This window comes from Curtobacterium sp. Csp2 (assembly GCF_013347165.1).
Genome location: NZ_CP054593.1, coordinates 1,225,817 through 1,243,496, shown reverse-complemented (window position 1 = coordinate 1,243,496; position 17,680 = coordinate 1,225,817). Strand labels below are relative to the sequence as shown.

The following is a 17,680-nucleotide window of genomic DNA, read 5'->3' as shown; positions in this document are numbered from 1 at the left end:
CTCGCGGTGTGCAGCCCGTGACGCTCCGCACCGACCGCCTGGTGCTCTCCGTGCCGACGACCGCGGACGCCGAGGACGTGGTCGCGTACGCGAACGACCCGGACGTCATCGCCTTCACCCCGGTACCCGTGCCGTACGGCCACGCCGAGGCCCGGCACTTCCTCGACGAGGTCGTCGCCGCCGGGTGGCGGGACGACGTCCGGTACGAGTTCGGCATCCGTCGCGCCGAGGACCTCCGCCTGCTCGGCACGGTCGGGCTGTTCGGCCTCGCCGACGGTGCGGCCGAGATCGGGTACGCGGTGCACCCCGACGGTCGCGGCCGCGGCTTCGTCACCGAGGCCGCCGACCGCGTGCTCCGCTGGGCGTTCGCCGACGCGCCGACGGGCCTCGGGCTCGTCCGGGTGCAGTGGCGCGCGCTCGCCGGCAACGCCGCCTCGGTTGCGGTCGCGAAGCGGCTCGGCCTGACGTACGAGGGCCGCCGCCGGTCCGGCTCGCTGCACCGCGGGCAGCGGCACGACGAGCTCACCGCCGCGGTGCTGCGCTGGGACGACCGCACCGCGGCCCCGGGTTGGCCGGACCGGTGACGGTCACGTTCCGCCTGGTCACCGACCTCGCCACGTCGCCGGAGCGCGCCTTCGCGCTGTCGCTCGACGTCGGTGCGCACGAGCGCTCCATGGCCGCGTCCGGCGAGCGGGCGGTCGCGGGCACGACGACCGGCACGATTGGGCTCGGCGAGACCGTCACGTGGCGGGCACGGCACTTCGGGATCGTCTGGCGGATGACGAGTCGGATCACCGCCCTGGAGGCTCCTGGTCGCTTCGTCGACGAACAGGTGCGTGGGCCGTTCGCCCGCTTCCGGCACGAACACCGGTTCACGGCGTCGGCCGGCGGCACGCGGATGGTCGACGAGGTCACCCTGACGGCGCCCTTCGGGCCGCTCGGGCGGCTGGCGGAACGGCTCGTGCTCGGCCGGTACCTGCGCCGGCTGATCGCGGACCGGAACGCGTCGCTCCGGTCCGAGCTCGAGCGCGGCGGTCAGGACCCGGCGAGCTCCCCCAGCGTGTCGTAGGCCGCGGCCACCGCGTCGACCCGGGCACGCCCGGCCGGCCCGGCCGCCTCGTACACGTCGTTCGCGATCGCCGCGACGACCGCGAACATCGCCGCCATCGAGTCGAACGCCGACGGGGAGTCCACCGGGCACAGCACCGCGGTCGACGCCGGCGCGGCGATCACGGCCGCGGTCGGGTCGCCGAGCACGACGACGTCCGCCCCGGTCGCGACGCAGTGCCGGACGAGCCCCTCGGCCCCGGCGGCGTGCCGGCGGACCGTGACGAGCACCACGAGGTCGCGGCGGTCGAGGTCGGCGACCTCCTCCCCGAGTCGCTGCCCGGGCGCCGGACCGAGCCGGACGTCCGGTCGGACCTGCGCGAGCTGCGACCGGAGCTGCATGGCGACGGGGTGCGCCGCCCGCTCCCCGAAGACGAGCACGCGGTGCGCGCGGACGATCCGGCGGGCGAGCCGGACCCGGTCGGCCCGGGCGAGGGACGCGAACGCGGCGTCGAGGTTCCGCGCCTCGACCGCGCGCTGGTCGACGTGCGCGGCGTCCTCGGCGGCCCACGGCAGACCGTTGCCCCGGGCCGACATGAGCTCCTGCCGCACCTGGGCCGCGTCCTGGAACCCGAGCGACCGCACCAGGCGGGACACGGTGGCCTTCGAGGTGCCGGACTCGGCGGCGAGCTCGGCCGAGGTCCCGACGAGCAGCAGCTCCGGGTCGTGCCGGACCATCGCGGCGACCCGGCGCTCGGCGGGCGACAGGCGGTCCCAGACGGCGTCGACCCGGGCGCGGACGTCGGTCACGGTGGCGCTCACGACCGCGCCGCCAGGTCGTCGGCGACGCGTTCGACCGCGACGGCAAGGGCGTCGAGTCCGAGGGCGACGTCGTCCTCGGACACGAACTCGTCCGGGTGGTGGCTGATGCCGTCCGGGTTGCGGAGGAACAGCATCGCGACGTCGGTCACGAGCCCGAGCGACATCGCGTCGTGGCCGGCGCGGGAGAACAGCTCCGTGGGGTCGGTCTCCCCCGTGGCGACGATCCCAGCCCGCACGGCGGCCGTCAGCCGGGGCGCGCAGAACACCGCCGGCGCCCGGTGCACCTCGGTCGGCGTGACGGTGACCCCGCGTCGGGCGGCGATCTCGTCGAAGGCCGCGACGATCGTCTCCCAGACCCGGTCCCGGCCCTCGTCGAACTCACCGCGCAGGTCGACGCTGAAGCGCGCGAGCCCGGGGACGACGTTGACGGCCCCGGGTTCGACCGTCATGGTGCCCACCGTCCCGACGTGCTGCTCGGCCCGGCAGATCCGCTCGACCGCGAGGGCGGCCTCGGCGGCGGCGAGCAGGGCGTCGTGCCGCCGCTCGTAGGGGGTGCCACCGGCGTGCCGGGCCTCGCCCACGGCCTCGACGGCGAACCGCCGGGCGCTGGCGATGCTCGTGACGACGCCGAGCGCCTGGCCGGCCCGTTCGAGCCACGGCCCCTGCTCGATGTGCGCCTCGAGGTACCCGACGAGCCGCTCGGGGCGCACGGCGGCCTCGCCGACCCGCTCGGGGTCGAGGCCGAAGGCGGTGAAGGCGTCGCGGAGCGTCACGCCGTCGCCGTCCTCGAGGTCCCACCAGCCCTCGTCCCAGACCCCGGCGACCGCCGAGGACCCGAGCAGGGCCTTGCCGAACCGGGTGCCCTCCTCGTCGGAGAACGCGACGACCTCGAGTGCGACGGGCAGCGGACCGGCGGCCGTCACGCGCGCCACGGTCCGGATCGCCATGAGCACCCCGACGACCCCGTCGTACCGGCCGGCGTCCACCACGGTGTCGAGGTGCGATCCGAGCAGCAGCACCGGGGCGTCCGGGGTGGCACCGGCGACCCGCCCGTGCAGGTTCCCGGCGGCGTCCTGCCACGTCTCGAGCCCGGCGTCGCGCATCCACCCGTCGACGACGGCGTTCGCGCGGGCGTGCTCCGGCGACAGGTACACCCGGGTGATCCGACCGTCGTCCTGCGACACGGCGGCGAGCTCGTCGCACCAGCGCACGACGGTCGCGGCGTCGGCGAGCGCCCGCCCGCTCGCGGCCGGCACGGTCGGGGCCGCCGCGGTCACGCCGACACCTCGACGAGCGACGGCGTCCCGACGGTCGACGACGCTCCCGCGTACACGTCGAGCGCCGCGTCGACCCCGCCGCCCTGCGGCACCGCGTGCCCAGCCCGGCGCAGCGCGTGCTCGAGCGCGGCGAGCGTCGTGACGACGGCGTCCTTGCGGGCGTTGTAGCCCATCGTCCCGAGGCGCCAGACGCGACCGTGCAGCGGGCCGAACGAGGTCCCGATCTCGATGCCGTGGTCCTCGAGCATCGCCGCACGCACGGCGTCCCCGACGACGTCGTCCGGGATCTCCACGGCGACGACGTTGTGCATCTTGTGCGCGAGGTCGCCGAACACCCGCAGCCCGAGTGCCTGCACGCCCTCGGTCATCGCGCGGCCGGCGGTGGCGTGCCGGGCGACCACGGCGTCGCGGCCCTCGTCGAGCAGGATCCGGGCGCACTCGTGTGCCGCGTAGAGCATCGACGCGGCCTCGGTGTGGTGGTTCAGCCGGCGGGGACCCCAGTAGTCGAGGATCATCGCGAGGTCGAGGTAGTTCGACCGGATCGGCTGCTCCGCCACGACGTCGTCGGCCTCGCGGATGCCGGCCTCGACGCTCCGGCGACCGTCGAGCACCTCGACCGCGCGCGGCGAGACCGTGAGGGGCGCGCTGCCGGACGGGCCGCCGAGGCACTTCTGCAGGCCGGCGGTCGCGGCGTCGATCCCCCACGCGTCGACCTCGAGCGGGTTGCCGCCGATCGTCGCGGTCGCGTCGGTGTAGAGCAGCGCCCCGTACCGGTCGCACACCGCGCCGAGCTCGTCGAGCGGCTGGTTCATCGTGGTCGAGGTGTCGCCCTGCACGACGGCGACGAGCTTCGGCCGCACACGCCGCACGGCCTCCTCGACGACCGCGACCGGGAACACCTGGCCCCACGCGGTCTCGACGGTGTGCACCTCGGCGCCGGCGCGGGTCGCGATCTCGACCAGCAGGTGCCCGAAGCGGCCGAACACCGGGACGAGCACGCGGTCACCGGGTGCCAGCAGGGACACGAGCGCCGCCTCGATGCCGGCGCGCGAGGTCCCGTCGACGAGCACGGTCCCGTCGTTCCCGGTGCCGAACACCTGCCGGTACAGCTCCTGCGTCTCGGACATCGTCCGCGTCATCCACGGGTCGTACTGCCCGACGAGCGGGGTCGACAGCGCGCGGAGCACCCGGGGGTCGGCGTCGATGGGTCCGGGCCCCATGAGGAGTCGGGCGGGCGGGTTCACCGGGTGCGTCATGACAGGTCCGTTCGTGCGTCGGTCGTTCCGGTGAGCAGGCTACCGGAACGTTCGTTTCGAGCGTGTTGCGGAGCAACGCGTGCCGGTCGGTCGAGCAGTCGGCCCTGGACGGCCGTCACCCCGCCGTCGGCGGTGGCGACCAGCTCGCCGCGCAACCAGGTCTCGGTGACCCGGCCCCGTGCCTCCAGACCGGCGAACGCGGAGACCCGGTTGCGGTGCGCGAGCCCGGCCACGTCGACCACCGACACCGCGTCCGGGTCGAACACGGCGAGGTGCGCGACCGCACCCGGCGCGATCCGCCCGCGGTCGTCGAGCCCGACCAGGTCGGCCGGTCCGGTCGTGAACCACGGCAGCACCGTCTCGAGCGCGATGCCCCGCCGGACCGCCTCGGTCCAGACCGCCCGGAACCCCACCTGCAGCCCGGCGATCCCGCCCCAGGCGAGCCCCCAGTCGTCGGTCTTCAGGTCCGCGGTGGACGGCGAGTGGTCCGAAACGACGCAGTCGATGGTTCCGTCGAGGAGCCCCGCCCACAGCGCGTCGCGGTTCGCGTCGTCGCGGATCGGCGGGCAGCACTTGTACTCGGTGGCGCCGTCCGGGATCGCCCCCGCCTCGAACGACAGGTAGTGCGGGCACGTCTCGACGGTGATCCGCACACCGTCGTCCTTCGCGGCCCGGATCATCGGCAGCGCCCCGGCGTCGGACAGGTGCAGCACGTGGACGCGGGCACCGGTCGCCCGGGCCCCGTCGACGACCTGTCCGATCGCGGAGCGCTCGGCCACCGGCGGTCGGGTCGCCAGGAAGTCCTCGTACCGACCGCCGAGCGCGTCGTGCGCGACGAGGTGCGCGGGGTCCTCGGCGTGCACGATCAGGAGCGCGTCGATCGCGGCGACCTCGGCGATCGCGGCCTGCAGCTGCCCGGGGTCGAGGTGCGGGAACTCGTCGACGCCCGACGGCGCCGTGAAGCACTTGAACCCGAACACCCCTTCGTCGTGCAGGTCGGCGAGCGCCCCGGCGTTCGCCGGGACCGCACCGCCCCAGAACCCGACGTCGACCGCGACGCGGCCGTCGGCGCTCGCCCGCTTGACCGCGAGCGCCTCGGCGTCCACGGTCGCCGGGATCGAGTTGAGCGGCATGTCGACGATGGTCGTCACGCCGCCGAGCGCGGCGGCGCGGGTGGCGGACGCGAAACCCTCCCACTCGGTCCGGCCGGGCTCGTTCACGTGCACGTGCGTGTCGACGAGGCCGGGCAGGAGCACCTGACCCGCCGGGACCGTCCGGTCCGCGACGGCGGGCACGTCGGCGTCGACCGGCAGCACCTCGGTGACCAGGCCGTCACGGACGACGACCGCTGCGGGCCGGAACGCCCCGTCGACCCACGTCCGGTGGGCGCGCAGCACCAGGTCGGCCGGGAGGCGCGTCACGCCGCCGCCCCGATCGTCGCGTCCGCCGGCCGGTCGCGTCGGAACCCCGCGAGGAGCCCTGTCACCGCCTTGGGCGGCGGGGGTGCGTACTCGCCGCGCTTCCCGGTACGGAGGCCGAGCCGGACGAGCGACTCGGCGAGGACGGTGGCCGCGGCGACCCCGTCGACCACGGGCACGCCGACGGCCCGCGAGACCTCGGCGCAGAGCTCGGCCATCCCGGCGCAGCCGAGCACGACCGCGTCCGCACCGCCCGCGACGACCGCCCGACACTCCTCGACGATCAGCTCCCGCGCGCCGGACGCGGGGTCGTCGAGCGCGAGCACGGCGACCTCGCACGCCCGCACCTCGGTGACGAGCGACGCGAAGCCGTACCGCTCGGCGAGCTCGTGCGCCCGACCGGTCGTCCGCGCCAGGGTCGTCACGACGCCGAACCGCCGACCGAGCATCGCCGCGGCGTGGAACCCGGCCTCGGCGATGCCGATCACCGGACCCGTGGCGATCTCCCGCGCGGCGTCGAGTCCCGGGTCGCCGAAGCACGCCACGACGTACGCGTCGACGCCCTCCCGCTCGCCGAGCGCGACCTGCTCGAGGAGCCCGGGGACCGCCAGGGCCTCCTCGTAGTGGCTCTCGATCGACGCCGGGCCCATGGTGGGCGTGACGGCCTCGACGAGGGTCCCGGGGCCGGCGACCGCGGCGGCGGCGCGGCCGATCGTCTCGGTCATGGCGACGGTGGTGTTCGGGTTGACGACGCGGATGCGCATCGGGGTCCTTCCGGTGGTGCTGGGGCGGATCGTGCTGGCCGTGCTCGTCGGGCTCGTCGTGCTGGCCGTGCTCGTCGGGCTCGGGCCGGTGCGGTCAGTCGCGGCCGGGGGCGGCGCCGTGGTCGACCGTGGGGTCGTCGGCGGACAGCGCGGGCATCCGAGGCGACCGGTGCTCGAGGGCGCGGAAGAGCACGAGGCCGAGGCCGCAGCCGATGAACCAGCTGTAGTTCGACAGCCACGGCAGGACGCCGGTGGCGGGCGGCAGCACCGCGCTGGCGACCGACACGGCACCGGCGACGACGAGGGTCCAGATCGCGTTCGGGTTCCAGCCGTTGCGGTACCAGTAGCGCGCGGTCGGCTCCTTCGAGTACATGTCGTCGACCGCGACGCGCTGCTTCGCGACGAGGTAGTACCCGGCGATGAGGATGCCGAACAGCGGGCCGATGAGCGCACCGAGGATGCCGAGCGTGTACAGGATCGCCTGGTCGTTGCCGTACCAGTTCCACGGGGTCAGCAGGACCGAGCCGACGGCGGCGATCATGCCGCCTGCGCGCCAGCTGATCTTCCGCGGGGCGACGTTCGAGAAGTCGAACGCGGGGCTGATGAAGTTCGCGACGATGTTGATGCCGACCGTCGCGGTGACGAAGGTCAGTCCGCCGAGCAGCACCGCGAACGGCGCGTCGATCGCCTGCACGGTCTCGATCGGGTCGGTGATGAGCTTGCCGAACACCGGGACCGTGGCGCTCGCGCACAGCACGGTGAGGATCGAGAAGAACAGGAAGTTGACCGGCAGGCCCCAGAGGTTCCCGCGCTTGACCGCCCGGAAGCTGCGGCCGTAGCGCGAGAAGTCACCGAAGTTGAGCATCGGGCCGGAGAAGTAGCTGACGACGATCGCGATCGCCGAGAGCATCACCGGGATCGACGCGCCGAAGGACATCGGTGCGCCGGTGTGCAGCGTCAGCGAGATGTTGCCGATGCCGGCCTTCGCGACGAGGTACACGGCCAGGGCGATCATCACGACGTACACCGCGGGGCCGGCCCAGTCGATGAAGCGCCGGATCGCCTCCATGCCCATCGAGAACAGCGCTGCCTGGGCGACCCAGAGGATCGCGTACGAGATCCAGCCGAGCGCGGACAGGCCGAGGAACGAGTGGTCCAGGAGCGCAGCCGACCCGGGGACGAACTTCAGGAACACGATGTTGAGGGACTGCGCGGCGAGGAAGGTCTGCACGCCGTACCAGGCCATCGCGATGAGCCCGCGGATGATCGCCGGGACGTTGGCGCCGACGACGCCGAACACCGCGCGGTTGATCACCGGGTACGGCACCCCGGTCCGCTGCGACGGCTTCGCGACGAGGTTCGCGAACACCTGCACGATCAGGATGCCGACGACCAGGGCGACGAGGACCTGCCAGCTCGCGATGCCCAGGGCGAAGAGCGACCCGGCGGTGACGTAGCCGCCGACCGAGTGCACGTCGGACATCCAGAACGCGAAGATGTTGTAGCTCGTCCAGCGCTGCTCGCGGAGCGGGGCGAGGTCCTGGTTGGTGAGCGCCGGGTCGTACCCGGGCTTGACGACACCGGCGCCCGCGCGGGCGGTCGACGGCGGGGTGGGGGCGTGGGGCGCGGCGACCGGGGTCGCGATCTCTGTGACCAAGGCGTCCTCCGTGGGAGTGGGAACGGGGGTGGGTCCCCGTGTTCCCCGACGCTAGGGAGCCTCTTCGCGCCGCCTGTTTCCCTCGTGTAACGGTCGTGTGACGCGACGACCGTCCTGGAACGCCTGTTCCGAGTGGGCCTTCCCGGCGGTCAGAACGCGTGCGTGCCGAGCAGCGCACCGGCCGCGTAGGTCGCGGCGAGGGCGAGCGCGCCGCCCACCACGACCCGGACCGTCGCACGCCCGCGGCGGGCACCGCCCAGGACCGCACCGGTCGTGCCGGTCGCCGCGAGGGCCACGAGCACAGCGACGACGGTGACGACGATGCGGGAGGACTCCGGCGCCAGCAGCATCGCGAGGAACGGCAGCAGCGCACCCGTCGTGAAGGTCGCCGCGGAGACCCACGCCGCACGCCAGGGGCTGACGACCTCGTCCTCGGCGTCCCGGAGCGCGGCCGCAGCCCGACGACGACGGACCTCGGGGCGGACGAGCTGCCGGGCGACGGCCTCGGCCACGTCGTCGTCCACGCCGAGCGAGCGGTAGTGCGCAGCGAGGGTCGGCGCGTCCTCGGCGTCGGCCTCGAGCTGGGCCTGCTGCGCCGCCTGCCCGGTGCGCTGCGCGTCGCGGGCACCGCTCACCGAGATGTACTCGCCGAGGGCCATCGAGATCGCCCCGCCGACCAGGGCTGCGGTGCCCGCGGCGACGACGGGACCGGTGCCGGCTCCCGCACCCGCGACGCCGACGAGCACGGCGGCGACGGACACGATGCCGTCGTTCGCTCCGAGCAGGCCCGCTCGGAGCCAGTTGAGCCGGGCGGCGCTGGTGGCGTCGTCGTGCTCGGAGACGGGCAGGGCGAGGTCCGATGCGGTCGACATGTCGGCCATCGAACCACGGTCGCGGCCGGTCCGCCAGCAAGGGAAGGCTGCCCTGACCGGGGCTTTCCTGGTGAGGTGAGCCTCACCTGACCTGGGCGGAGACCGCGCTCCAGACCCGGGTCGGACGGCCGCTGAGGGCATGCGGGAAGGCCTCCCTGAGCGGCGCGAACCCGGCACTCCGGTACAGCGCGAGGGCCGCGGTGTTGTCGTCGAGGGCGTGCAGCTCCGCACGGAGGTGTCCGGCATCGGCCGCAGCGGACACGGCGGCGGCGAGCAGGCGTCGGCCCAGCCCGTGCCCCTGTGCCGCGGGGTGCACGGCGAGCAGGCTGAGGTACGCGGCGTCGCTCGGGGTGCCGCCGCTACCGGGAGCGGTGACCAGGGCGAAGCCGACGGGGGTCCCGCCGTCGTCGGCCACCACCAGGGCGACCCGTTCCGCGGCGAACTTCTCGCGCGCACGTGCACGGACGGCGTCCGATGCCGGCACGCCGTCACGATCCGCCACGGCGGCGACCCAGAGCGCGACGCAGGCCGCCGCGGTCGACTCGTCCTCCGCGGTGCGCACGACGAAGGACGACCCGATCACCGGACCACCCTACGTCGCACCCGCCGGGGTCGGTCAGACGGTCGCCCGTGCGCCGACGCGGTACTGCGCGCCCCGGTGTTCCTCGGGCAGCCGGTCGCCGCGGCCGTGCAGCTTGTGGCGGAGCGACCCCTCGACGTAGGCCTCGGGGTAGGCACCGCGGGCGCGGAGCTCGGGGATGACGAACTCGATGACGTCCTCCCAGGTCCCCGGGGTCACGGCGTACGCCAGGTTGAACCCGTCGACGTCGGTCTCCCGCTGGATCTCGACGAGCCGGTCCGCGATGGTCGCTCCGCTGCCGACCTCGACCGGGCCGAGTCCGCCGATCGCGGTCTGGCGGGCGATGTCCCGGACGGTCCAGTTCGCGCCGTCCTCGCCCGTCGCGGCGGACAGGTTCGCGGCCGCCGACTGGATCGCGTTCGACTCGATGTTCCCGAGCGGCTCGTCGAGGTCGTACTGCGACAGGTCGACGCCCATCCACCCGGAGTTGAGCACGAGCGCGCCCTCCTCGGACGCGTAGGACAGGTAGTCGCGGTGCTTCGCCTGCGCGGCCTCGTCGGTCGCGTCGGTGATGACCGTGAGGAGCGTGTAGATCTTCGCGGCGTACCGGTCCCGCCCGGCGGCCTCGAGCGCGTCGCGGATCTTCCGGACGGTGGCGGCGAGCTGCGGGAGCGTGGGCGCGCCGACGAACACGGCCTCGGCGTTCTCCGCCGCGAAGCGCACGCCCCGCGGGGACGCCCCGGCCTGGTACACGACGGGGCTCCGCTGCACCGAGGGCTCGGAGAGGTGGATGCCCGGGACGTCGAAGTGCTGCCCGTGGTGCTCGATGGGGTGGACCTTCGCCGGGTCGGTGAACACCCCGGACGTGCGGTCCTCGACGACGGCGTCGTCCTCCCACGAGCCCTCCCAGAGCTTGTAGAGGACCTCGAGGTACTCGTCGGCGACGTCGTAGCGGTCGTCGTGCGACAGCTGGTCCGTCTGGCCCATGTTCCGCGCGGCGCTCGGCAGGTAGCCCGTCACGACGTTCCAGCCGATGCGGCCCTTCGTCAGGTGGTCGAGCGTCGAGATGCGGCGGGCGAACGGGTACGGGTGCTCGTACGCGGTACCGGCGGTGATGCCGAAGCCGAGGTGCTCGGTGACGGCGGCCATCGCGGACACGAGCAGGATCGGGTCGTTGACCGGGACCTGCGACCCGGTGCGGAGCGCGGCCTCGTTCGAGTCGCCGTACACGTCGTAGGTGCCGAGCACGTCCGCGATGAAGATGCCGTCGAACGTCCCGCGCTCGAGCGTCTTCGCGAGCTCGGTCCAGTACGACAGGTCGTTGTAGTGCCGCGAGCGGTCGCGCGGGTGCCGCCACAGTCCGGAGGACTGGTGCGCGACGCAGTTCATGTCGAACGCGTTGAAGCGGATCTGCCGGGTCGCGGTCTCACGGGGCTCGGTGTCGTTCGTCGAGGTCACGTCGAGAAGCTACGTCGCGCAGCGCCGTCCGTCACGGACGGTGACGTTGCGTGACGCTGCCGGCGACTGCCGGGCTCGAGGCTCAGGCGGCGGACGCCTCGCGCACGGCGGCCTCGGCGGCGACCCACGCGAGCATGCCGCACTTCACACGCATCACGAACTTCGAGACGCCGTGGAACGCCACGAGGTCCTCGAGCACGTCCTCGTCGGGCTCCCCCGCCCCGCGCGAGCGCATCATCGTCCGGAACGCCTCGGTGAGCTCGAGCAGCTCGGGGACGGTCCGCCCGGGAGCCATGTCGGCGAGGACCGAGGCGGACGCCATCGAGATCGAGCACCCGTCGCCCTGCCACCCGATCGCCGCGATGCGGTCCGTGCCGGGCTCGAGGCGGACGCTGACGGTGATCTCGTCGCCGCAGGTCGGGTTCCGCTCGAAGTGCGACGCATCGGCGTCGTCGAGCACGAGGTCGCCGTGCCGGGCCTTGGCGTGGTCGAGGATGACCTGCTGGTAGAGCGAGTCGAGGCCGTTCACGAGGATGCTCCGAAGTAGTCGCGGACCTCGGCGACGGCCGCGAGGAACCGGTCGACGTCCTCGTCGGTCGTGTACACGTACGTGCTGGCGCGGCTCGTGGCGGTCAGGCCGAGCCGGCGGTGCAGCGGCTGGGCGCAGTGGTGCCCGGAGCGGACCGCGATGCCCTGCGCGTCGAGGTACTGGGAGACGTCGTGGGCGTGCACCCCGTCGACGTCGAACGCGACGAGCCCGGAGCGCGGGACCCCGACGGGCGGTCCGACGACGCGGATGCCCGGGACGGCGGCAAGCCCCTCGAGCATGCGCTGCGCGAGCGTCTCCTCGTGGTCGCGCACCCGGTCCGTGCCGATCCGCTCGAGGTACCGGACGGCCTCGGCGAGCGCGACGGCCTGGGACACCGGCTGCGTCCCCGCCTCGAACCGCTCGGGCGCGGGCATGAAGTCCGACGACTCCATCGTGACGGTGGTGATCATCGAGCCGCCGGTGCGGAACGGCGGCAGGGCGTCGAGGAGCTCCTGGCGGCCCCAGAGCACGCCGATGCCGTTCGGTCCGAGCATCTTGTGCCCGGAGAACGCCGCGAAGTCGACGTCGAGCGCCCCGAGGTCGAGGGGCCGGTGCGGCGCGGACTGGCAGGCGTCCAGGACGACGAGGGCGCCGTGCTCGTGCGCGGCGGCCACGACCTCGGCCACCGGCGCGATCATGCCCGTGACGTTCGAGACGTGGGCGAACGCGAGGACCCGGGTGCGCGGACCGATCAGCGCAACCATGTCCGCCGCGGTCCAGGTGCCGTCGTCGGCGACCGGGACCCAGCGGAGCGTGGCGCCGGTCAGGGCCGCGAGCTCCTGCCAGGGCACGAGGTTCGCGTGGTGCTCGGCCTCGGTCACGAGGACCTCGTCGCCCGGGCCGATGCGGAAGCGGTCTGCGGCGGCTCCCCCTCGACCGCGGCTCGCGTTGGCGATGCCGTAGGCGACGAGGTTCAGGGCGTCGGTGGCGTTCGCCGTCCAGACGACCTCCGACGGCGACGCCGCCCCGACGAAGCGCGCGACGGTAGCCCGGGCGTCCTCGTAGGCGTCGGTGCTGAGCGCCGCGAGCGTGTGCGCGCCGCGGTGCACCGCCGCGTTGTCGGTCTCGAGGAACCGTCGCTCGGCGTCGAGGACCTGCACGGGTCGCTCGGCCGTCGCCCCGGAGTCCAGGTAGGCGAGCGGGTGGCCGTTGACCTGTTGCTGGAGGATCGGGAAGTCCCGCTTGATCGCGGCGACCTCGGCGTCGGTCAGCGGCTGGTTCGGGGCGGGGACGGTCACCCCACAATCGTGGTCCGTCTCCGCCGCCGCGTCCAATCGCTACGAGCGGACGTGCCGGTCCTACTGGTTGCCGATGTGCTTGTCGGCCTGGTCCCGCGCGCCGTCGATCTTGTCGTCGTACTTGCCACCAGTGGCCTTCTTCACCGCGTCCGCGACGCCGTCGAGGATCCTGTCGCTGACGTCCTCGGCCTTCTCGCTCTTCAGTGCGTCCTGCACCTTGCCGTCCTGCAGGAACTGCTGTGCCTTCTTCGTGATGTCGTCGAACCCGGCCATGGCGGTCTCCTCGTGGTCGTGCGGGACCCCTCGCCCCGCGGTGCCGCCGATGCTAATCCGGGCCAGCGGTCGGTGTCCGGGACGGACGGAACAGGCGTCCGCAGCCACGGTCGGGTCGTGCGGGTTCAGGCCATCTGGGCGCTGCGGCGGCGTGCGAGCAGGTACCCGACGGCGACGGAGCCGGTGATCGCGAGGAGCGACGGGACGAGGATGTCCGTGCCCTGCTGGGTGAACTCGACGACGAGCACGAGCGCGGTGAACGGTGCCCGCATCGTCGTCGCGAGGAACGCCGCCGCGCCGACGAAGGCGAAGGCCGCCAGGCTCGGGCCGTCGGCGGGCCAGAGCAGGATCCACGCCCCGCCGAGCGCGCCGCCCACCGCCGAGCCGATCGCGATCGAGGGCGTCAGGGTGCCGCCGACCGCGCCGGCGCCGATCGTCGCCGAGGTGGTGATGGTGCGCAGGACCCCGAGGAGCAGCAGGAACAGGATGGGCGACAGTCCCGCGAAGTCCGGGGACGACGATGTCGCGTTCATCGCCACGAGCCCCAGCGCCCGGCCGTTGCCGAGGATCTCGGGGAACGGCACCGCGATCAGGCCGACCATCGCGAACACGACCGGCAGCACGACGAGCAGGTGCCAGCCCTTCGGCGCGGTGGCCTGCAGCCGGTTCGTCAGCTTCACGAACCCGACGCCGGCGAACCCGAGGAGCGGACCCACCACGACCGCCCACACCAGGAGCGACGGCGTGAGGTGCATCGACGGCACGTGGTAGAGCACCTCGTCCGGGATCACGAGCCGTGCGGTGACCGCGGCGATGGCACTCGTCGCGAACGCCGGCAGCGCCGTCGCGAACGTGAGCTCCCCGAGCAGGACCTCGACCGCGAACAGCGCCCCGCCGAGCGGCACGTCGTAGACCGCGGCGAGACCGGCGGCCGCGCCGCAGGCGACGAGGATCTTCGTCTCGCGCGCGGTCAGGCCGGCCTTCGCGGTGACGAGCTGCGCGAGCCACGCCCCGATCTCGCGGGGCGCGACCTCCTTCCCGATGGAGGCGCCGAGCCCGACCGCGAGGATCTGCACGCCGGCGTTCGCGACGGTCGACAGGGCGGGCATCCGCTTGCCGCCGACGGCCGCCGGCACCGACACGACGGGCTTCGCCCACCGTCGGAGCGCCCACCACGCGACGCCGGTCAGCACACCGGCCGCGGCGAGCGCGGCGAACCGGTTCCAGCCGGAGGGCGCGTCGGCCGCCTCGAGGTGCCCGCCGAAGGGGTACCCGAAGGCGACGAACTGGATGAGCTGGAGCGCGAGCCACACGCTGATGCCCGCGACGCCGCCGGCGACGCCGACGAGCGCGGTGATCACCGCGAGCTTGACGGCCCAGCGTGCACTCCCGGCGACCGGCGTGGACGTTCGTGTCGCGTTCCCGGTCTGCGGCATGTCCGGAAGCCTAGCGGCCGCCGGAGCGGTCCACTGCCGGCCTGGAGGCGCGTGGCGGGGCCCGCCACGATCCTCCAGGCCGTCCCGTGTCGGGCCGGTGCGTCCCGGGTCAGACGGCCGTCACGCGGAACGGGACCACGCAGTCCGCGGGGAGCAGCGGGACCTCGAGGCCGACGGTGCCGAGGACGCGGCCGGGGAACCGGCGCTCCCCCGACCACCACGACGGCGGGTTCAGCAGGTGGTCCGGGCCGCGGAACACCGGGTCGACGCGGTAGGTGACGCCGGGGTCGAGGTCGCGGAAGCGCATCGGTCCGGTGCCCGACACCTCGGAGCGGCCCGTGCTGACGAGGAAGAACAGTGCGTCCCGACGGTCCGGCGCGACGACCCCGTACACGAGGCGCGTGGGGTCGACCTCGTCGTTCCGGACGAGGTCCCCGCCGTGCAGCAGGCCGCGCCACTCCTGGTGGAGCGCGATCCACTCGGCGAGCGTCGCCTCCTCCTCCGGGGTGGCCTGGGTGAGGTCCCACTCGATACCGAAGTGCCCGATCATCGCCGTGCCCGCGCGGAACGACACGTCGTGGCGGCGTCCGGTGCTGTGGCTCGTGCCGCTCGCGACGTGCGCGCCGAGGAGCTCGGGCGGCAGCAGCTGCTGCGTCCACCGGTGCATCTGTTGCCGCTCGAGCGGGTCGATGTCGTCGGACACCCAGACGCGGTCGGTGTGCTCGAGGACGCCGAGGTCGACGCGTGCCCCACCGGAGGCGCAGGCCTCGATCTCGAGCGCGGGGAAGCGCTCCTTGAGCGTCGCCATGAGCCGGTAGGCAGCCAGGGTCTGCTCGTGCACGGCGGCCCCGCCCCCGCGGTGCCCGGCCTCGACCAGGTCGCGGTTGTGGTCCCACTTGACGTAGTCGATGCCGTACTCGCCGATGATCGCGGTCATCCGTTCGAGGACGTGTGCGAAGGCCTCGGGGATCGCGAGGTTGAGGACCTGCTGGTCGCGGGAGCGCACCGGCAGCCGCCCGTCGGCCTGCATGATCCACTCCGGGTGCGCGCGGGCGAGGTCTGGGGTGTGCACACGGCCTGGAGCGGCAACCACCGGCACTACGCCGAGCGCCTGTCGACCGGACGCCAGGTGGCCGGTGGCTCGGAGCTCCTGCTGCCGGGCGAGGTCCGTCTCGGCGCCGGGGAGACGTACGAGGGGCCGTGGGTCTACGCCGCGTACGGCGACGGCCTCGACGACCAGGCGCGCCGCTTCCACCGCTGGCTCCGCAGCCGGCCGCAGCACCCGACGTCGCCGCGCCCGGTCACCATCAACGTGTGGGAGGCGGTCTACTTCGACCACGACCTCGCCAAGCTGACCGAGCTCGCCGAGCGGGCCGCGCGCCTCGGCGTCGAACGGTACGTGCTCGACGACGGCTGGTTCCGCCACCGCCGCGACGACCACGCCGGACTCGGCGACTGGTACGTCGACGAGGGCGTCTGGCCGGACGGCCTCGGCCCGATCGTCGACCGCGTCCGTGCCCTCGGCATGCAGTTCGGCCTGTGGTTCGAGCCCGAGATGGTGAACGAGGACAGCGACCTCGCCCGCGCGCACCCGGAGTGGATCATGCAGGCCGACGGGCGGCTGCCGGTGCGCTCCCGCGACCAGCAGGTCCTCAACCTCGCGATCCCCGAGGCCTTCGCACACGTCCTCGAACGGATGACCGCGATCATCGGCGAGTACGGCATCGACTACGTCAAGTGGGACCACAACCGCGACCTGGTCGAGGCCGGGCACCGCGGGGGCGGGGCCGCCGTGCACGAGCAGACCCTGGCTGCCTACCGGCTCATGGCGACGCTCAAGGAGCGCTTCCCCGCGCTCGAGATCGAGGCCTGCGCCTCCGGTGGGGCACGCGTCGACCTCGGCGTCCTCGAGCACACCGACCGCGTCTGGGTGTCCGACGACATCGACCCGCTCGAGCGGCAACAGATGCACCGGTGGACGCAGCAGCTGCTGCCGCCCGAGCTCCTCGGCGCGCACGTCGCGAGCGGCACGAGCCACAGCACCGGACGCCGCCACGACGTGTCGTTCCGCGCGGGCACGGCGATGATCGGGCACTTCGGTATCGAGTGGGACCTCACCCAGGCCACCCCGGAGGAGGAGGCGACGCTCGCCGAGTGGATCGCGCTCCACCAGGAGTGGCGCGGCCTGCTGCACGGCGGGGACCTCGTCCGGAACGACGAGGTCGACCCCACGCGCCTCGTGTACGGGGTCGTCGCGCCGGACCGTCGGGACGCACTGTTCTTCCTCGTCAGCACGGGCCGCTCCGAGGTGTCGGGCACCGGACCGATGCGCTTCCGCGACCTCGACCCCGGCGTCACCTACCGCGTCGACCCGGTGTTCCGCGGCCCGGACCACCTGCTGAACCCGCCGTCGTGGTGGTCGGGGGAGCGCCGGTTCCCCGGCCGCGTCCTCGGCACCGTCGGCCTCGAGGTCCCGCTGCTCCCCGCGGACTGCGTGGTCCCGTTCCGCGTGACGGCCGTCTGACCCGGGACGCACCGGCCCGACACGGGACGGCCTGGAGGATCGTGGCGGGCCCCGCCACGCGCCTCCAGGCCGGCAGTGGACCGCTCCGGCGGCCGCTAGGCTTCCGGACATGCCGCAGACCGGGAACGCGACACGAACGTCCACGCCGGTCGCCGGGAGTGCACGCTGGGCCGTCAAGCTCGCGGTGATCACCGCGCTCGTCGGCGTCGCCGGCGGCGTCGCGGGCATCAGCGTGTGGCTCGCGCTCCAGCTCATCCAGTTCGTCGCCTTCGGGTACCCCTTCGGCGGGCACCTCGAGGCGGCCGACGCGCCCTCCGGCTGGAACCGGTTCGCCGCGCTCGCCGCGGCCGGTGTGCTGACCGGCGTCGCGTGGTGGGCGCTCCGACGGTGGGCGAAGCCCGTCGTGTCGGTGCCGGCGGCCGTCGGCGGCAAGCGGATGCCCGCCCTGTCGACCGTCGCGAACGCCGGC

16 protein-coding genes and 2 pseudogenes are annotated in these 17,680 nt (G+C 73.8%); 4 read left to right on the top strand and 14 right to left on the bottom strand.

Features of this window, described 5'->3' with window-relative positions; genetic code table 11:
- Positions 1–8: 8 nt before the first annotated feature.
- The gene (locus HUN59_RS06180; protein WP_174777864.1) at positions 9–584 is read left to right on the top strand and encodes a GNAT family N-acetyltransferase; all 576 of its coding nucleotides are present in this window, start codon (positions 9–11) and stop codon (positions 582–584) included.
- Positions 581–1,069, top strand: a complete 489-nt coding sequence (locus tag HUN59_RS06175; RefSeq protein ID WP_174777863.1) for an SRPBCC family protein — start codon at positions 581–583, stop codon at positions 1,067–1,069. The genes HUN59_RS06180 and HUN59_RS06175 overlap by 4 nt, the downstream gene beginning before the upstream one ends.
- Here the strand turns inward: HUN59_RS06175 and HUN59_RS06170 are convergent.
- The 14 genes from HUN59_RS06170 to HUN59_RS06105 all read right to left on the bottom strand — a co-directional run bounded on the left by HUN59_RS06170 (position 1,036) and on the right by HUN59_RS06105 (position 15,717).
- Positions 1,036–1,869 carry a MurR/RpiR family transcriptional regulator gene (locus tag HUN59_RS06170; RefSeq protein ID WP_058742671.1) on the bottom strand — a complete coding sequence of 278 codons (834 nt, stop codon included), beginning with the start codon at positions 1,867–1,869 and terminating at the stop codon, positions 1,036–1,038. The genes HUN59_RS06175 and HUN59_RS06170 overlap by 34 nt on opposite strands.
- Positions 1,866–3,146 (bottom strand): allantoate amidohydrolase, encoded by a 1,281-nt coding sequence (locus HUN59_RS06165; protein ID WP_231049219.1) that lies wholly within the window; start codon positions 3,144–3,146, stop codon positions 1,866–1,868. The genes HUN59_RS06170 and HUN59_RS06165 overlap by 4 nt, the downstream gene beginning before the upstream one ends.
- Positions 3,143–4,402: a pyridoxal-phosphate-dependent aminotransferase family protein gene (locus tag HUN59_RS06160; protein WP_254630010.1), complete on the bottom strand. Its 1,260-nt coding sequence runs from the start codon at positions 4,400–4,402 to the stop codon at positions 3,143–3,145. The genes HUN59_RS06165 and HUN59_RS06160 overlap by 4 nt, the downstream gene beginning before the upstream one ends.
- A complete protein-coding gene (allB, locus tag HUN59_RS06155; protein WP_174777862.1) occupies positions 4,399–5,823 on the bottom strand; it encodes an allantoinase AllB in 1,425 nt (474 codons plus the stop codon). Before allB ends, HUN59_RS06160 begins: the two co-directional genes overlap by 4 nt.
- Positions 5,820–6,584: an aspartate/glutamate racemase family protein gene (locus HUN59_RS06150; RefSeq protein ID WP_174777861.1), complete on the bottom strand. Its 765-nt coding sequence runs from the start codon at positions 6,582–6,584 to the stop codon at positions 5,820–5,822. The genes allB and HUN59_RS06150 overlap by 4 nt, the downstream gene beginning before the upstream one ends.
- Before the next feature lie 94 nt (positions 6,585–6,678).
- Complete coding sequence (locus tag HUN59_RS06145) at positions 6,679–8,241, bottom strand: NCS1 family nucleobase:cation symporter-1 (RefSeq protein WP_174777860.1); 1,563 nt, start codon at positions 8,239–8,241, stop codon at positions 6,679–6,681.
- Between the two features lie 149 nt (positions 8,242–8,390).
- A complete protein-coding gene (locus HUN59_RS06140; protein WP_058742685.1) occupies positions 8,391–9,113 on the bottom strand; it encodes a VIT1/CCC1 transporter family protein in 723 nt (240 codons plus the stop codon).
- A gap of 82 nt (positions 9,114–9,195) precedes the next feature.
- Positions 9,196–9,696 (bottom strand): GNAT family N-acetyltransferase, encoded by a 501-nt coding sequence (locus tag HUN59_RS06135; protein WP_174777859.1) that lies wholly within the window; start codon positions 9,694–9,696, stop codon positions 9,196–9,198.
- 33 nt (positions 9,697–9,729) lie between these two features.
- A complete protein-coding gene (locus tag HUN59_RS06130; protein WP_058742675.1) occupies positions 9,730–11,151 on the bottom strand; it encodes an LLM class flavin-dependent oxidoreductase in 1,422 nt (473 codons plus the stop codon).
- A gap of 82 nt (positions 11,152–11,233) precedes the next feature.
- Positions 11,234–11,680, bottom strand: coding sequence for a Fe-S cluster assembly sulfur transfer protein SufU (gene sufU / locus HUN59_RS06125; RefSeq protein ID WP_058742676.1), 447 nt, complete (start codon positions 11,678–11,680; stop codon positions 11,234–11,236).
- Complete coding sequence (locus HUN59_RS06120) at positions 11,677–12,978, bottom strand: SufS family cysteine desulfurase (protein WP_254630009.1); 1,302 nt, start codon at positions 12,976–12,978, stop codon at positions 11,677–11,679. Before HUN59_RS06120 ends, sufU begins: the two co-directional genes overlap by 4 nt.
- Positions 12,979–13,038: 60 nt before the next feature.
- Positions 13,039–13,251 carry an antitoxin gene (locus HUN59_RS06115; protein WP_174777858.1) on the bottom strand — a complete coding sequence of 71 codons (213 nt, stop codon included), beginning with the start codon at positions 13,249–13,251 and terminating at the stop codon, positions 13,039–13,041.
- A 125-nt stretch (positions 13,252–13,376) separates the two neighbouring features.
- A complete protein-coding gene (locus HUN59_RS06110) occupies positions 13,377–14,687 on the bottom strand; it encodes a chloride channel protein (RefSeq protein ID WP_174777857.1) in 1,311 nt (436 codons plus the stop codon).
- A 109-nt stretch (positions 14,688–14,796) separates the two neighbouring features.
- On the bottom strand, positions 14,797–15,717 hold the full coding sequence (locus HUN59_RS06105; RefSeq protein ID WP_174779393.1) for an alpha-galactosidase: 921 nt from the start codon (positions 15,715–15,717) through the stop codon (positions 14,797–14,799).
- Positions 15,718–15,732: 15 nt separating this feature from the next.
- Here HUN59_RS06105 and HUN59_RS06100 point away from each other — a divergent pair.
- Both HUN59_RS06100 and HUN59_RS19355 read left to right on the top strand, forming a co-directional pair.
- Positions 15,733–17,211: pseudogene (locus HUN59_RS06100) on the top strand (alpha-galactosidase); the annotation flags it as partial.
- A 109-nt stretch (positions 17,212–17,320) separates the two neighbouring features.
- Positions 17,321–17,680, top strand: a pseudogene (locus HUN59_RS19355) (chloride channel protein); the annotation flags it as partial.

Coding starts and splice junctions, on each gene's coding strand:
- HUN59_RS06115 (WP_174777858.1), bottom strand. CDS start 13,251: ATGGCCGGGTTCGACGACATCACGAAGAAGGCACAGCAGTTCCTGCAG.
- HUN59_RS06160 (WP_254630010.1), bottom strand. CDS start 4,402: ATGACGCACCCGGTGAACCCGCCCGCCCGACTCCTCATGGGGCCCGGA.
- HUN59_RS06150 (WP_174777861.1), bottom strand. CDS start 6,584: ATGCGCATCCGCGTCGTCAACCCGAACACCACCGTCGCCATGACCGAG.
- HUN59_RS06110 (WP_174777857.1), bottom strand. CDS start 14,687: ATGCCGCAGACCGGGAACGCGACACGAACGTCCACGCCGGTCGCCGGG.
- HUN59_RS06140 (WP_058742685.1), bottom strand. CDS start 9,113: ATGTCGACCGCATCGGACCTCGCCCTGCCCGTCTCCGAGCACGACGAC.
- HUN59_RS06105 (WP_174779393.1), bottom strand. CDS start 15,717: ATGCAGGCCGACGGGCGGCTGCCGGTGCGCTCCCGCGACCAGCAGGTC.